The organism is Sphingomonas lycopersici (genome assembly GCF_026130605.1).
GTDB classification, from domain to species: domain Bacteria; phylum Pseudomonadota; class Alphaproteobacteria; order Sphingomonadales; family Sphingomonadaceae; genus Sphingomonas; species Sphingomonas lycopersici.
The window spans coordinates 96,442-112,674 of sequence record NZ_JANFAU010000008.1; the positions used below are offsets into that span (position 1 = coordinate 96,442).

The window sequence follows — 16,233 nt, forward strand, 5'->3', positions numbered from 1 at the left end:
CTTGTCGAAGCCCTGCACTTTTCTTCCACGCAAGAAGGGCAGCCCTTCGACAAGCTCAGGGCGAACGGGAGACACCGTCCTTCCGTGCGCCAAGGCTCAAATCTTCGGAAAATTGTTCGAGCGCTTCACCACCCCGTAGGCAAAGCTCGTATCGATCGACGCGATATGCTTCAGCCGGTGGAGCTTCGAGCGGACGAAATGCTCGTAATCGGCGAGGTCCTTCGCCAGCACGCGCAGCAGATAATCGGCGTCGCCGGTCATCACATAGCAATCGAGGATATTGTCCATCCCGCCGATGCTCGCCTCGAAGCTCGCGACCGCCTCCTCGCTATGCCGATCGAGCCGGATGCGGACGAAGGCGGTCAGCGGCAGGCCATAGGCCTGTTCGTCGACGATCGCGGTATAGCCTTGGATCACCCTGCTCTTTTCGAGCGCGCGCAGCCGCCGCAGGCACGGCGACGGTGACAGTGCGACGCGTTCGGACAGCTCCAAATTGGTCAGCCGTCCGTCTTCCTGCAGCGCGGCGAGAATCTGGCGGTCTTTCGCATCCATCGACGATCCTTCACGACGATCGGGGCGTTTCGTCAATGCGCGCGCGCGATCAGGCGGCGAGCGCGGTCACCGATCCGCCCAGCGCCCGATCGAGATCGGCGATGATATCCTCGACATCCTCCAACCCGACCGACAGCCGGATCAACCCCTCGGAAATGCCGTAAGCGGCGCGCTCCTCGGGGGTGTAGGTCGAATGCGTCATCGAGGCGGGATGCTGGATCAGCGTCTCGGCATCGCCGAGCGATACCGCGCGCTGGATCAGCGCCAGGCGGTTCATCATCGCGCGCCCCGCGGCCGCGCCGCCGGCCAGTTCGAACGCGATCATCCCGCCGAACCCCGGCATCTGGCGCGCCGCCAGCTCATGCTGCGCGAAGCTTTCGAGCCCGGGATAATGGACCACCTCCACTGCCGGATGCGCCTCCAGCATCCGGGCCACCGCCAGCGCATTGGCGCAATGCCGCTCGACGCGGAGCTTGAGCGTCTTGAGCCCGCGCAGCACCAGCATCGCGTTGAACGGCGCCATCACCGCGCCGGTCATGTCCTTCATCCCGACGAGGCGCACCTCGGCGATATCCGCGCGCGAGCCGACCGCGATGCCGCCGATCAGATCACCGTGGCCACCCATATATTTGGTCGCGGAATGCACCACGATATCCGCGCCATGCTCGATCGGGCGGGTCAGCACCGGGGTGGCATAGGTATTGTCGACGACGACCTTGGCGCCCTTCGCCTTGGCGACCCGTGCCACCGCCGCGATATCGATCAGCCGCATATTGGGGTTGGCCGGAGTCTCGAAATAGACCACGCGCGTCTTGTCCGAGATCGCCGCCGCGACCGCATCCAGATCCATCATGTCGACATGCGTGACGCGGATGCCGAACCGGCCGAGCCCGTGGCGCATGAAGGCGAAGGTGCAGCCGTAGAGCGTCTTGTCGATGACGATCTCGTCGCCGGGCGAGACGAGCGTCCACAATACCGCGGTGATCGCCCCCATCCCCGAAGCGAGCGCCAGCCCCGCCTCGGCGCCTTCGAGCGAGGCGCAGCGCTGTTCGAGCAGATCGAGCGTGGGGTTGGAAATCCGCGAATATGCGTGGCCGGCACGCTCGCCGGCGAAGATCGCGGCGCCGTGATCGGCATCCTCGAACGCGAAGGTCGAGGTGAGGTGCAGCGGCGGGGTGAGCGCCCAATCGTTATCCGCGGGGTTGTAACCCAGGTGGATCGCGCGGGTCATGAAACCGGGCGCTTTGGGGTCGCTCACTATTTGGTCCTTCCGGTGGAGATGCCATCGGAGACCTAACAGCGCGTGCGGGGCAGGTGCTGCCAAAGTCGGCTGCTATTGCGGGCGATTTTGGCAGATGATGCCAATATCGTCCCTCCCCGTCATTCCCGCGAAGGCGGGAATCCATTCTCGCAGGTCAGCGAAAGAACCGCTCCGCCAGCCAGAATGGATTCCCGCCTTTGCGGGAATGACGGAAGATAACGTGGCCCGCCGCGGCAAAGCCGCGTCGTCGGACGGGTTCGGCTATGCCGACCCGCCGGCCGGGCGACAGCTTCGCTCAGCTCCGCTACGCGACCGGCGCGCAGCGCGCGCCTAGCTGTTCGCCGCGATCCATTCCTCAACCACGGGCGCGATGCGATTACGCCACTTCGACCCGTTGAAGATCCCATAATGCCCGACGCCCTCGGCGAGCAGATAGCGCTTCTTCGCCGCCGGCAGCTTCTTCGCCAGCGTCAGCGCGGCCTTGGTCTGGCCGATGCCGGAGATATCGTCGCGCTCGCCCTCGATCGCGAGCAACCCGATATCGGTGATCGCCGACAGATCGATCGGGCGCCCGCGGTGGGTCATCAGCCCGCGCGGCAATTTATGCTCCTGGAACACCACGTCGATCGTCTGGAGATAGAATTCCTCGGTCATGTCGCACACCGAGCGATATTCGTCGTAAAAATCCTTGGTCGCCTCGGCGCTCTCGCCGTCGCCGCGGACGAGATGTTTGAACATCTCCCAATGGCTCATCATGTGGTTGCCGAGGTTCATCGACATGAAGCCGGTGAGCTGGAGGAAGCCGGGATAGACCCGCCGCCCGCCGCCCGGATAGACCACCGGCACTGTCGCGATGACATTCTGGCGGAACCAGGCATGCGGCCGCTGGGTCGCGAGCTCGTTGACCGCGGTCGGCGCCTCGCGGGTGTCGATCGGGCCGCCCATCATCGTCAACGTCTTGGGACGGCACGGATTCTTGTCCGCGCTCATCAGCGCGGCGGCGGCGTAGCACGGCACCGACGGCTGGCACACCGCGAGCATATGCCCGCCCGGCCCGATCGCCTCCATGAACTCGACCAGATAATCGATATAATCGTCGAGGTCGAAGAAGCCCTCGGCCAGCGGCACGAGCTTCGCGTCGCGCCAGTCGGTGATATAGACGTCGCAGGTCGGCAGCATCCGCTCGACCGTGCCGCGCAGCAGCGTGGCATAATGGCCCGACATCGGCGCGACGATCAGCAGCTTCGGCCCGCCCTTCACGCCCTTGCGCGCGAACCGCTTCAACTGGCCGAACGGCTTCTGCAGCACGATCTCCTCGATCACCTCGACCTCGCGGCCGTCGACCGTGGTGCGATCGAGCCCGAACGCCGGCTTGCCGCGCGGCGCCGCAGCATGAGCGAACACTTCGAGCGCGGAGGCCATGACCGTTCCGCCGCCGAAATAGGCGAATGGGTTTGCCGGGTTCTGGAGCATGCCCGCGCCAAAATTGGCCAATGCACTGGCACTGGCGAGCATCGAACGCTGAATTTCATAGGCGTCGTAGAGCATTCGGTATCCTGTTTCCCGACACTTTGAACCTGAAGTAGGTAGCGTGTTTCATCCAGATGACAATTTCAAATGCTGCAATCGCGAAATTGCGGGGTGAAAACGGGACGACTTGCATCCTTCCCACCACCCGGCGAAGGCTGGGGTGGTGCGGATGAAATTTCCCGCGTCCCCGCGCAGGCGGGGACCCAGTCCCCAGGTGGCCCGCGTTCCGTTCCGTCGCTCTGGGTCCCCGCCTGCGCGGGGACGCGGAAAGGGAGGCGTAGGACGGATGCGATCGGCGCAGCCGTTGAGCCGCGGGGGCGGCGCTGCTAGGCGCATTGCATCATGTCCAGCGATGCCCCTGCCCCAGCCGAAGCCGCCCCTGCCCCGTCCAACCGGAAACTGGGAAACCTCGCGCTCGTCTGGGATCATGTGCGCCGTTATCCCGGCCAGATCGCCGCGGCGCTCGGCGCGCTCAGCGTCACCTCGCTGGCGACGATCGCGATCCCTTATAGCTTCAAGCGGGTGATCGATCGCGGCTTCGGCCCCGGCGCGCACGGCGATGTCGCCAGCGCCTTCCATTATATGCTGATGATCGTCGCGGTGCTCGCTATCGCGACCGCGATCCGCTTCTATTTCGTCTCGTGGCTCGGGGAGCGCGTCGTCGCGGATATCCGCACCCGCGTGCAGCGCCATCTGCTCACGCTTACCCCGCGCTTCTTCGAGGAAAACCGCCCGTCGGAAATCGCCTCGCGGCTCACCGCCGATACCGCGCAGATCGAAAGCGTCGTCGGATCGACCGTCTCGGTCGCGCTGCGCAACCTGTTCACCGGCATCGGCGGGCTGATCTATCTGTTCGCGATCTCGCCGAAGCTGGCGGGGCTGCTGCTGCTCGGCATCCCGGTGGTGATCCTGCCGATCGTGCTGCTCGGCCGGCGGGTGCGCAGCTATTCGCGCACCTCGCAGGATCGCATCGCCGATGTCGGCGCGATGGCCACCGAAACGCTCGGCGCGATGAAGATCGTCCAGGCGTTCGGGCAGGAAGAGCGCGAAGCGCACCGCTTCTCCGACGCGGTCGAGGCGACGATGGCCGCCGCGCGCCGCCGCATCATGCTCCGCTCGGTGATGACTGCGATTGTCATCGGGCTGATCTTCGGCTCGATCACGCTCGTCCTGTGGGAAGGCGCGATCGATGTCGCCGCGGGGCGGATTTCGGGCGGGTCGATCGCCGCCTTCGTGCTGACCGGCGGGATCGTCGCCGGCGCGTTCGGCGCGCTGACCGAGGTTTACGGCGAGCTGCTGCGCGGCGCGGGCGCCGCCGGGCGCCTCGCCGAATTGCTCGCCGAAAAGCCCGAGATCGCTGCTCCCCCCGCGCCTTTACTGCTGCCGCTCCCGCCGCGCGGCGCGGTGACCTTCGATCATGTCGAATTCCGTTACCCGACCCGCCGCGAAACCGCGGCGCTGCACGATTTCAGCCTGTCGATCGCGCCGGGCGAGACGGTGGCGGTGGTCGGCCCGTCGGGCGCGGGCAAGACGACCTTGTTCCAGCTCATCCAGCGTTTCTACGATCCCGACAATGGGCGGGTGCTGATCGACGGGATCGATCTCAGGGAGACCGATCCCGCCGGGATTCGCTCGCGGATCGCGATGGTGCCGCAGGAGACGGTGATTTTCGCCGCCTCGGCGCGCGACAACCTCCGCTACGGCCGCTGGGACGCCAGCGATAGCGAATTGTGGGACGCCGCCGAAGCCGCCAATGCCGCCGACTTCCTCCGCGGGCTGCCGCAGGGGCTCGATACCTATCTCGGGGAGGGCGGCGCACGCCTCTCGGGCGGGCAGCGCCAGCGGGTCGCGATCGCGCGCGCCTTGCTGCGCGATGCGCCGATCCTGCTGCTCGACGAGGCGACCAGCGCGCTCGATGCGGAGAGCGAATTGCTCGTCCAACAAGCGCTCGAACGGCTGATGGTCGACCGCACGACGCTCGTCATCGCGCACCGGCTCGCGACGGTGCGCGCGGCGGGGCGGATCGTGGTGATGGACGACGGCCGGATCGTCGAGGAGGGCACCCATGCCGCGCTGATGAAGCAAGGCGGGCTCTATGCACGGCTCGCCAGCCTGCAATTCAGCGAAGCGGCATAGCGCCGCCCCGACCTTTCTGCTCTAACCTGTGCCGCACGGCATAAGGGAGAGCAGCAATGGCCCGCGAATTCGACGTCATCGTCTATGGCGCCACCGGTTTTACGGGGCGGCTCGTCGCGGAATATCTCCAGGAGACCTATGGCACCGCCGGGCCGAAATGGGCGATGGCGGGGCGCTCGCTGAGCAAGCTGCAGGAAGTCCGCGACGAAATGGGCATCGCGACGGACGTGCCGCTGGTCACCGCCAATTCGGACGATCCCGCCAGCCTCGCCGCGATGGCCGAGCGCGCGACGGTGGTGATCTCGGCGGTCGGGCCATATCAGCTTTACGGCAGCGATCTCGTCGCGGCCTGCGCGGCGACGGGCACCGCTTATGTCGATCTGTGCGGCGAGCCGGCCTGGATGCGCAAGATGATCGACGCGCACGAGGCGACCGCCAAGGCGAGCGGCGCGCGGATCGTCTTTTCCTGCGGGTTCGATTCGATCCCGTTCGATCTCGGTGTGCTGACCTTGCAGGAGGCGGCGATCAAGCGCTTCGGCCGCCCCGCGCCGCGCGTCAAATGCCGCGTCCGCACGATGAAGGGCAAATTCTCCGGCGGCACCGCGGCGAGCCTCAAGGCAACGCTGGCGGCGGCGGCGCGCGATCCCTCGCTCGTCGCGCTGCTGACCAGCCCGTTCGCGCTGACCCCGGGGCATAGCGGGCCGCACCAGCCGACCGGGCTGATCCCCGAATATGATTCGACGATCGCCGCCTGGGTCGCGCCGTTCATCATGGCGCCGATCAACACCAAGAACGTCCACCGCACCAATTTCCTGCTCGGGCAGAAATATGGCGCCGATTTCGTCTATGACGAGATGATCGTCGCCGGGCTCGGCGATGTCGGCAAGGCGGCCGCCGAGGCGCTCGCCAAGATCAACCCGCTCGCCGGCGACAAAGGCCCCAAGCCCGGCGAAGGCCCCTCGAAAGAGGAGCGCGACAGCGGGCATTATGACGTGCTGTTCATCGGGCTGATGCCCGACGGCGCGCGCGTCGACGCGGTCGTCACCGGCGATCGCGATCCGGGTTACGGCTCGACCAGCAAGATGCTCGCGGAAAGCGCGCTTTGCCTCGTCGAGGACGTGAAGGGTGCGGGCGGGATCTGGACCCCGGGCGCGCTGATGGGCGACGCGCTGGTCAAACGGCTGGTCGCCAAGGCGGGGATGACCTTCGCCGCGGGGTGACGCTCGCCTTCGCGGGGACACAAAAAAGACACTAACGCCCCAGCGCGATCGCCCCTGCCGCGGCGAAGCCGGTGAGCGCGATCACGCCGAGCAGCCGCGCCAGTTCCTCCTTGCGGAAATCGGCCAGCGCGCGTTCGTCGAGCCACCAATGCCCTTCCGCCGCCGCGACGATCGCGCCGAAGCGCGTCATGCGACGGAACATGCGCTTCTGCGCCCGCCCCTCGGGCTCGAACGCGATCGCGCGATCCGCGCTGGTCGCCTTCGCCGCGGTGAAATGGGTGACGATCGCTGCTTGCGCGCGGATCGCGACGCGCTCGGCGATACGGCCGACGATGTTCATCCTACCTCCTGCGCCCCTGATGTCGGATATTGGCGGGGCGACCGCGCCGCTTGATCTCGCGCCGCGGCCCCGCCCCGCGCGACGGCGGCAGCGCGCCCTTCCCCTCGGGCAGCTCGAAGCGCAGCGCGCCCGACACCGGATTGGCCTCGGCAAGCCGCAGCGACAGCCGCTGGCCCAGCGCATATTCCTCGCCGCTGGTCTCGCCGACCAGCCGCCGCGCCGCCTCGTCGAAGCGGAAATATTCGCCGCCCAGATCGCGCACCGGCATCAGCCCGTCGCCGCCGACCCCGTCGACCGTGGCGAAGAAACCGAAATTGGCTACCCCGGTGATCCGCGCCTCGACCGTCTCGCCGACGCGCTCGGCAAGATAGGCAGCGACATAACGGTCGATCGTGTCGCGCTCCGCCTCCATCGCGCGGCGTTCGAGCCGGCTGATCGTCTCGCCGACGCGTTCGAAATCCTCGTCGCCGTTGAGCCCGCCGTCGCCGAGGCCATAGGCCGAGACGAGCGCGCGATGCACCACGAGGTCCGCATAGCGCCGGATCGGCGAGGTGAAATGCGCATAGCTGCCCAGCGCGAGCCCGAAATGGCCGTGGTTGGCGGGGGCGTAATAGGCCTGGGTCTGAGTGCGCAGCACCTGTTCCATCACCTGCGGGCGGAAATCGGCGTCGCCGACCCGCTCGATGATGCGGTTGAAGGTCGCCGGCTTGATCACCTGCCCGAGCGCGAAAGGCACCCCGAAGGTTTCGAGATAATCCTTGAGCGCGACCAGTTTCTCGCGCGCCGGCGGCTCGTGGACGCGGTACATCACCGGGGCTTTCTTCGCCTCCAGCGCGCGCGCCGCGGCGACATTGGCAGCAACCATATAATCCTCGATCAGCCGGTGCGCATCGAGCCGCTCGCGCGGCGCGACCGACATGATCCGCCCCTTCTCGTCGAGCACCACGCGGCGCTCGGGCAGATCGAGTTCGAGCGGTTCGCGCTTGTCGCGCGCCGCGGCGAGCGCACGCCAGCAGGCCCAGAGCGGTTCGAGCGCCTCGAACATCGGCCCCGCGCCGGCATCGATCGTCGCCTGCGCATCCTCATAAGCGATATTGGCCGCGATCCGCACCACCGCGCGGGTGAAACGCCACGATTTGAGCGCGCCGCCCTTCGTCACCTGCAGATGGCAGACGAGCGCGGCGCGATCCTCGTCGTGCTTGAGCGAGCAGACATCGGCCGACAATATCTCCGGCAGCATCGGCACGACGCGATCGGGGAAATAGACCGAATTGCCGCGCGATCGGGCCTCGCGGTCGAGCGCCGACCCGGGGCGGACGTAGAAGCTGACATCGGCGATCGCGACGATCGCCTGCCACCCGCCGTCATTGGCCGGATCGTCGTCGGGCGCGGCCCATACCGCGTCGTCGTGGTCGCGCGCATCGGCAGGATCGATCGCGACGATCGGCAGATGCGTCAGATCCTCGCGATCTTCGCCGAGCGGCTGGCGCGCGACGCGGACCGCCTCATCGAGCGCGGCCTCGGCGAATGTGTCGGGGATATCGAATTGGTGGATCGCGATCAGCGAGAAGCTGCGCGGCGCGAAAGGATCGCCCAGCTTCTGCACCACCCGCGCAGTGAAGCGCGGCGGGCGCCCGGCACGCTCGGCGAGCACGAGATCGCCGGCCACCGCCCCGCCCGCATCGGAGACGGGAAATTCGCGGCGTTCCTTCTTCTCCACGCCCTGCAACCACAAACGGTCGCCCTCGCCGCGCAACACGCCGATCAGTTGCTCGGACGAGGGCGCGAGTGCCTTCATCGGATGCGCGATCCAGCCGTTCCCCGCCTCCTCGGTCCGCGCGAGGATGCGTGCGCCGACGCCGAGCGCGCCGCGCTTGCGCTCGCGCACCCGGAGCCGCGGCGGCGGGGTCTCCGCTTCCCAGCGCTCGGGCACCGCCCAGACATTGCCGCCGTCGTCGACATCGGCAACGCGCAGCACCGTCACCTTGGGTACCCCGCCCATGCGATGAAACGCGCGGCCCGGCGCCGAATCGATCAGCCCCTCGTCGGCCATGTCCTTGAGCAGCGCCTTGAGCGCGATCTTTTCCTGCGCGGAGAGGCCGAAGGCGCGCGCGATTTCGCGCTTGCCGGCGGGGCTCTCGCTCGACGTGATGAAATCCAGGATCTGCTGGCGGGTCGGCAAGCCGGCCTTCGGTTTTCGCATCCGTCGGAAATAGGGACGAAACGCGCCAGCGTCACGCACCAAGCGGATAAATCCCCGCCGGGTTGCCCCCGCGCCGCGTCCCGGCAAGCGGCACTTCCTTACAATTACGCACTAAGATTTTGATAAATATAGATACTGCTGCAATCTCCACGCAAAATTAAGCTTGATCCCTAACCTGATTCCAACCCGCCTTCGCTATCTGCGCCGCTATGGGAAGACTTCATCACGCTGCACGGAGCGCCGATGACGCGGCGCCCCCGACACTGCGCGACCTGTTGGCGCTGGCGCCGACAAGCGATCAGATCGTCGACGCGGCGCGTGCGCGCACCCTCGGCGAGACCCGCGCGATCTGGCCGATCGCGGTGGCGGTATTGGTGTTCGGCCCGATCGCGACGCTCGGCCGCGACCTGTTCGACCGCGCCAATATCGGGCTGGTATTCGATGCCGGCGCGCTCGCCGCGCTGCTCGGGCTGGCGATCTGGGGCATTCTTACCCTGCCCGTGGCCAAGACGCGCCCGCCGCATCAGCGCATCGCGGCGATCGCTGTCCTCGCGATCGGCCTGGGCGTGACGCTGTCGCTGCTGCTGAACGGCGCGCAGACGCTGACCGCGGCCCCGATCCGGCTGGCGGCATTCGTCTCGGCATTCGGCGGGATCATCGTCGTCGCGGTCGCGCTCCACGCCATTCGCGCGGCGAGCATCGCCTTTGCGGTCACGCTCGCGGCGATGGTGGTGGTGTCCGCGGGGCTGGGCCTCGCCTTTCTGATCAGCGCGCTGCTCGCGGCGATCTTCACCGCGGGGATGCTCCGCGTCGCGTCGCGGCAATTGGACGAGCTGGCGACCCAGGCCGCCGAGCGCGACGCCGATCGCCTCGCCTCGCGGCTGGTCGGCGAGTTCGAGGCGCACGGCAGCGGCTGGTTCTGGCAGACCGACCGGATGGGCAACCTCACCTATCTCACGAGCAAGGTCGCCGACGAGCTGAAGCGGATGGGGGTGTCGCCGATCGGCGAGCGGCTGGTGAACATCTTCCGCGTCGATTCGAAGCTCGCCGAGACCGAGCGCACGCTGACCTTCCACCTTTCGTCGCGCACCAGTTTCTCCGATTATTCGGTGCGCCCGGCGTTCGATGCGGCGCTCGATCGCTGGTGGTCGATCTCGGGCCGTCCGATCCTCGACGAGCTCGGCTGCTTCCAGGGTTTCATCGGCTCCGGTTCGGATCTGACCGAAAAGCGCCGCGCCGAGGCCGAGATCACCCGGCTGGCGCTGTTCGACAGCCTTACCGGGCTCGCCAACCGCCAGCGGATGCGGCTGTCGCTCGAAAAGACGCTCGCGTCGCATCGCAGCGCGCCGGGCGCGACCAGCCTGTTCCTGCTCGATCTCGATCGCTTCAAGGCGGTCAACGACACGCTCGGGCATCAGGTGGGCGACGAATTGCTCAAGCAGGTCGCGCATCGCTTGCAGCGCACGGTGGGGGATTCGGGGCTGGTCGGGCGGCTGGGCGGCGACGAATTCCAGGTCGTCCTGCCGCGCGAAGGCGATCGCGCGCGGCTGGCGGCGATGGCGCAGGACATTATCGCCGCTTTGTCCGAGCCCTATTTCATTTCGGGCACGACGCTGTCGATCGGCTGCTCGATCGGCATCGCCAATGCCCCCGATCACGGCGAGGACCCCGAGACGCTGGTGCGCAACGCCGATCTCGCGCTTTACGCGGCCAAGGCGGACGGACGCGGCATCCACCGCTTCTACCGCCCCGAATTGCTCGCCGGAGCGCAGAACCGCAAGCAATTGGAGGACGATCTCCGCCAGGCGCTGGCGAGCGACGAATTCCACCTCACCTATCAACCGGTGGTCTCGACCGCCGACGAACGGATCGTCGGCTATGAGGCGCTGTTGCGCTGGGATCACCCGGCACGCGGACCGATCAGCCCGGCCGAATTCGTGCCGGTGGCGGAGGAATGCGGGCTGATCGAGCAGATCGGCGAATGGGTGTTGCGCACCGCCTGCGCTGAGGCCGCGCACTGGCCGGAGGATGTGCGCGTCGCGGTCAACGTCTCGCCGATCCAGTTCGCCAATCCGGTGCTCCCCGCGATCGTCACCAGCGCGGTCGCGGCATCGGGGATCGCGCCGCACCGGCTGGAGCTGGAGATCACCGAGGGGGTGTTCCTCGACGAAAGCGCCTCGACCGACTTCATGTTCCGCACCTTGAAGGGGATCGGCGTGCGGCTGGCGCTCGACGATTTCGGCACCGGCTATTCGAGCCTCGGCTATCTGAAGAAGGCGCCGTTCGACAAGATCAAGATCGACCAGACCTTCGTCCGCGGCGCCGTCCAGCCCGGCAACCGCAACGCCGCGATCATCAAGGCGATCGTGACGCTGGCCGAGACCCTGGGGATGGAAACCACCGCCGAGGGGGTCGAACAGCAGGACGAGATCGCGCTGATCCGCGAGCTGGGGTGCAGCCACATCCAGGGCTTCGTCTACGGCAAGCCCGCGCGTGCCGGCGATGTCGCCGAGCAGCTCAAGGCGGCGGCGGGGCGGGCGCTCGCGATCGGGCACCGCACCAGCCGCGCGCCGCGCACCTCGATCCTGCGCACCGCGCGGCTCGAGATCGGCGACGAGGCGGGCAATATCCGCATCCGCAACATCTCCACCACCGGCGCGCTGATCGACGGGGTCGATTTCCCCGCCGAAGCGGTCGGCGCCGACGTGCTGATCGAATTGCTCGACAACGAGCTGTTCGCCGCGACGATCCGCTGGGCCAGCGACGGCCGCGCGGGGCTGCAATTCGCCGAGGCGTTCGACATCGACCGGCTCGGCCAGAGCGCGCCGGCGGAGAATCGCAAGCGCACGGCGACGGGGTGATTCCCCTCTCCCCCTCCCTGGTGAAGGGAGGGGCTGGGGGTGAGTGGGTATAAGGCGCGCGGACCGGTAACCTCGCAGGCCAACCCACCCCCGACCCCTCCTTCGTTCAAGGGAGCGGAGAAGCGTGACAGCCAATTTTGGTGGACGAGCGCTTTACCCTTTCCACCGAAAATTTTTTAAATTTGCCAATTCGCGCTTGCCTTCCCGGAAAGCGGCTCAAGTCCGCGCGTCGCGATTCACGCGATCGGCGAAACCCCGGCGAACTGCGCCGAAGCGCCCGGTGCGGGCCCATTTACGCTCTTGCGCCCCGCGCGCGATTCCCACAATCTGTTGGGGTTGAGTTCGGGGGACGACCCAATCGCTGGTAGAACCGTGTCCGCAATGCTATATTGCGGGGTGGCCTTTCGCGCGCTTTTTTAGGCAGCGCCGGTCACATCGGTCAGAGCGCGGCGGCTCGCCCCGGTGTAGATAGACGAGGGAATGGCGGCGATGGATTTCAGAGACTCGAGCGAGGCAGGTATGGCGACCGAGACACTGGAAGCGACGAGCGGCGCGGGCACCGGCGACAGGGCGACCCCGCGCGCGCCCTTTCCGGTCGAGGTCGATCACGCGCGCGACGCGCTGCTTACCGATTTCGGCAAGGATACGCTCAACGACCGCTATCTGCTGCCGGGCGAATCCTATCAGGATCTGTTCGTCCGCGTCGCCTCGGCCTATGCCGACGATGCCGCGCATGCGCAGCGGCTCTACGACTATATCTCGCGGCTGTGGTTCATGCCGGCGACGCCGGTGCTGTCGAACGGCGGCACCGGGCGCGGCCTCCCGATCTCCTGCTATCTCAATTCGGTGCCCGACAGCCTCAACGGCATCGTCGACACCTGGAACGAGAATGTCTGGCTCGCCTCGCGCGGCGGCGGGATCGGCACCTATTGGGGCAATGTGCGCGGGATCGGCGAGCCGGTCGGGCTCAACGGCAAGACCAGCGGGATCATCCCCTTCGTCCGCGTGATGGACAGCCTGACGCTCGCGATTTCGCAGGGCTCGCTGCGCCGCGGCTCGGCCGCCTGCTATCTCGACATCTCGCACCCGGAGATCGAGGAATTCCTCGAGATCCGCAAACCTTCGGGCGACTTCAACCGCAAGGCGCTCAACCTGCACCACGGCGTGCTGATCCCCGACGCCTTCATGGAAGCGATGCGCGACGGCGCCGAATGGGAGCTGAAATCGCCCAAGGACGGCTCGGTGCGCGGCAAGGTCGACGCGCGCGCGCTGTTCCAGAAGCTGGTCGAAACCCGGCTGGCGACCGGCGAGCCGTATATCGTGTTCGCCGATCACGTGAACAAGAACATGCCCAAGCATCACCGCGATCTCGGGCTCAAGGTTTCCACCTCGAACCTGTGCAGCGAGATCACGCTGCCGACCGGGGTCGATCATCTCGGCAACGATCGCACCGCGGTGTGCTGCCTCTCCTCGCTCAACCTCGAAACCTGGGACGAGTGGAAGGACGACAAGAATTTCATCGAGGACGTGATGCGTTTCCTCGACAATGTGCTGAGCGATTATATTGAGCGCCACGAGCCGGGGATGGAGCGCGCGGCCTATTCCGCCGGGCGCGAGCGTTCGGTCGGGCTCGGCGTGATGGGGTTCCACTCTTTCCTCCAGGCGCGCGGGCTGCCGTTCGAAGGCGCGATGGCCAAATCCTGGAACCTGCGCATCTTCAAGCATATCAAGGCGCAGGTCGATGAAGCGTCGATGCAGCTCGCGGTCGAGCGCGGCCCCTGCCCCGACGCCGCCGACATGGGGGTGATGGAGCGGTTCAGCTGCAAGATGGCGATCGCGCCGACCGCGTCGATCTCGATCATCTGCGGCGGCACGTCCGCCTGCATCGAGCCGATTCCGGCCAATATCTATACCCACAAGACGCTCTCGGGCTCGTTCGTGGTCAAGAACCCGTATCTCGAGAAATTGCTGGTCGAGAAGGCGAAGAACACCGATGCGGTGTGGAATTCGATCCTCGAACAGGGCGGGTCGGTCCAGCACCTCGATTTCCTGACGCAGGAAGAGAAGGATTGCTTCAAGACCTCGTTCGAGATCGATCAGCGCTGGCTGCTCGAACTGGCGGGGGATCGCGCGCCGTTCATCGATCAGGCGCAGTCGCTCAACCTGTTCATCCCGGCCGATGTGGAGAAATGGGATCTGCTGATGCTCCACTATCGCGCGTGGGAGCTGGGGATCAAATCGCTCTATTACCTCCGCTCGAAATCGGTCCAGCGCGCCGGGTTCGCCGGCGGGGTCGAGGCGGACAATACGATCGAGAAGCCCAAGTTCGAACTGGCCGAGACCACCGATTACGACGAGTGCCTCGCCTGCCAGTAAGGCGGGTGGAGACGCCCCCTATTCCGTCATTCCCGCGAAGGCGGGAATCCATTCGCGCTGCCGTCGCGTTTCTATCGCATGGGCCAGCCAGAATGGATTCCCGCCTTCGCGGGAATGACGTTTAAGCAAAACCCGTTCGCCCTGAGCTTGTCGAAGGGCTGCCCTTCTTCCTTGCGAAGAAAAGTACAGGGCTTCGACAAACTCAGCCCGAACGGGGAGGTGGTTCCGATTTAACCGAAACCGCTCAGTCGCTCTCCGCCGGCAGCATCACCCGCATCGCCAGGATCGCGACCACCGCGACCGCCGCGCCGAGCAGCATGTCCGCCAGATAATGCGTCCCCTCCACCGGGGTGGAAAGCAGCATCGCGACGTTGAGCGCGACGATCGGCGCGCGCAATTCGCGGCGCGGCCAGGCCGCGGCGATATACAGCACCGCCGCCGCGGTGTGGAAGCTCGGCGCCGAGACGATCCCGCGCAAATGCCCGAGATCGACCCAATGCACCTGATGCGCGCGCAGCGCGGGGATCAGCGACTGCTGCCATTGCTCGCTTTCGGGCAGATAAGGCAGCGGGCCGTGCCACAGGTAGGACAGGGGCCCGATCGCCGGCATCAGCGGATAGAGCGCCAGCGTCAGGATCGCCGCGACCCAGAAGGTCAGCAGGAAGCGATGCGCCGCGGCGCGCTCCCCGGTCCAGGCGAACCAGCCGAGCAGGATCGCCGGGGTGAGATAGATGCTGCGATACGCCGCCAGCCCGAGCCATTGCAGCGGGCGGTGATCGGCGACCAGCCGATACCAGGCGAGCCAGTCGAACCCCAAAGCCGCGTCGATGCGTTGCAGCGCGGCATCGTGCATCCCGCTGGTCAGCGCCGCGATCGGATAGGCGGCGGTCGCCCCGGTCAGCGCGATGAGCATGAAGGCGCCGTAGGATTCGGCGCAATCGGCGATCGCCTGCCCGTAACGCGGGATCCACCGCCCGGCACCGAGCCGCAACGGGATCAGCACCGCGGCGACAACGTAATAAGGCAGGATGCCGCGGCTCGCCGGATCGATCACCAGCCCGGCGGCGTACATCATCGCGGTGAGCGCCGCGAAGCCGGCAAAGAGACAGGCGAACAGCGCCCAGCCATAGCCTCGCGGGGAAGTGGAAGTCGATAATGCCAGCGCGTCCTGCGCCTGCGTGGGCCGCAGCGGCGCAATGGCGGATGTGGATGACTTCAACGGCAGCGCCCTAGGGTCCAAACTCACTCAGGACAGCCCCGTGATCGCCCGGAGAAGTCCGCTGGCAAGGAGCGCAGCGCAGACGCGTAGCAGATGCTACGCGCAAGCAAGCGACGCCGTCCAGCGGACTTCTCCGGGCGACCGCCCTGCGGCGGGCGGCTTTTGACGCCATGCGGCGTCCCTCGTCGGTCACGATGCATCAGCATCGCTCCCTCCTTGCTCCTTGCCTGGCGCCAAAATCCGCTCCGTCACGGGGTTGTCCTGAGTGAGTTTGGGCCCTGAGGAGGCGTCCGCCTCGGCCCGATATGGTTTCTGTCGGGTGAATGCGCGCGGCGCAGCCTATTGTCACCCGGAAAAGACTCCGTCCACCGCAAAACAGCCTGTTAAGCACCACTTCGTTGCATCGCTGTGACATGGCGGCGACACCCGCCCGTCGCGCGAAAACATCGCCGCTCCCCGGTTGACTCGGCCGCGCGCCGGGCGCAGGGGCGGCCGCGTCGGCGCTCCCCGCCGGCAGATCAGGAACCCGCAACGC

Annotated in this window: 10 protein-coding genes; 4 read left to right on the forward strand and 6 right to left on the reverse strand. The window is 66.8% G+C overall.

The window, feature by feature from the left end:
- Window positions 1–96 precede the first annotated feature (96 nt).
- The 3 genes from NED98_RS16095 to NED98_RS16105 all read right to left on the reverse strand — a co-directional run bounded on the left by NED98_RS16095 (window position 97) and on the right by NED98_RS16105 (window position 3,361).
- Window positions 97–552 carry an Lrp/AsnC family transcriptional regulator gene (locus NED98_RS16095; RefSeq protein ID WP_265313654.1) on the reverse strand — a complete coding sequence of 152 codons (456 nt, stop codon included), beginning with the start codon at window positions 550–552 and terminating at the stop codon, window positions 97–99.
- Window positions 553–601: 49 nt separating this feature from the next.
- The gene (locus NED98_RS16100) at window positions 602–1,810 is read right to left on the reverse strand and encodes a methionine gamma-lyase (RefSeq protein ID WP_265268858.1); all 1,209 of its coding nucleotides are present in this window, start codon (window positions 1,808–1,810) and stop codon (window positions 602–604) included.
- Window positions 1,811–2,143: 333 nt separating this feature from the next.
- The gene (locus tag NED98_RS16105; protein WP_265313655.1) at window positions 2,144–3,361 is read right to left on the reverse strand and encodes a polyhydroxyalkanoate depolymerase; all 1,218 of its coding nucleotides are present in this window, start codon (window positions 3,359–3,361) and stop codon (window positions 2,144–2,146) included.
- A gap of 324 nt (window positions 3,362–3,685) precedes the next feature.
- Here NED98_RS16105 and NED98_RS16110 point away from each other — a divergent pair, with 324 nt between their 5' ends.
- Together NED98_RS16110 and NED98_RS16115 are read left to right on the forward strand one after the other, a co-directional pair.
- On the forward strand, window positions 3,686–5,479 hold the full coding sequence (locus NED98_RS16110) for an ABC transporter transmembrane domain-containing protein (protein ID WP_265268856.1): 1,794 nt from the start codon (window positions 3,686–3,688) through the stop codon (window positions 5,477–5,479).
- A gap of 56 nt (window positions 5,480–5,535) precedes the next feature.
- Entirely contained in the window at window positions 5,536–6,699 is a 1,164-nt protein-coding gene (locus tag NED98_RS16115; protein WP_265313657.1) for a saccharopine dehydrogenase family protein, read from the forward strand.
- Between the two features lie 31 nt (window positions 6,700–6,730).
- On the opposite strand, the gene NED98_RS16120 is transcribed toward NED98_RS16115, so the two are convergent.
- Together NED98_RS16120 and NED98_RS16125 are read right to left on the reverse strand one after the other, a co-directional pair.
- Window positions 6,731–7,039, reverse strand: coding sequence for a hypothetical protein (locus tag NED98_RS16120; protein ID WP_265313658.1), 309 nt, complete (start codon window positions 7,037–7,039; stop codon window positions 6,731–6,733).
- A gap of 1 nt (window position 7,040) precedes the next feature.
- Window positions 7,041–9,242: a ribonuclease R family protein gene (locus NED98_RS16125; RefSeq protein WP_265313693.1), complete on the reverse strand. Its 2,202-nt coding sequence runs from the start codon at window positions 9,240–9,242 to the stop codon at window positions 7,041–7,043.
- A gap of 209 nt (window positions 9,243–9,451) precedes the next feature.
- Here NED98_RS16125 and NED98_RS16130 point away from each other — a divergent pair, with 209 nt between their 5' ends.
- Together NED98_RS16130 and NED98_RS16135 are read left to right on the forward strand one after the other, a co-directional pair.
- On the forward strand, window positions 9,452–12,103 hold the full coding sequence (locus NED98_RS16130) for a putative bifunctional diguanylate cyclase/phosphodiesterase (RefSeq protein WP_265313659.1): 2,652 nt from the start codon (window positions 9,452–9,454) through the stop codon (window positions 12,101–12,103).
- Window positions 12,104–12,592: 489 nt separating this feature from the next.
- Window positions 12,593–14,479, forward strand: a complete 1,887-nt coding sequence (locus NED98_RS16135) for a ribonucleoside-diphosphate reductase subunit alpha (protein WP_265268852.1) — start codon at window positions 12,593–12,595, stop codon at window positions 14,477–14,479.
- A 244-nt stretch (window positions 14,480–14,723) separates the two neighbouring features.
- On the opposite strand, the gene NED98_RS16140 is transcribed toward NED98_RS16135, so the two are convergent.
- Window positions 14,724–15,698, reverse strand: coding sequence for a phosphatase PAP2 family protein (locus tag NED98_RS16140; protein WP_265313660.1), 975 nt, complete (start codon window positions 15,696–15,698; stop codon window positions 14,724–14,726).
- Window positions 15,699–16,233 lie beyond the last annotated feature (535 nt).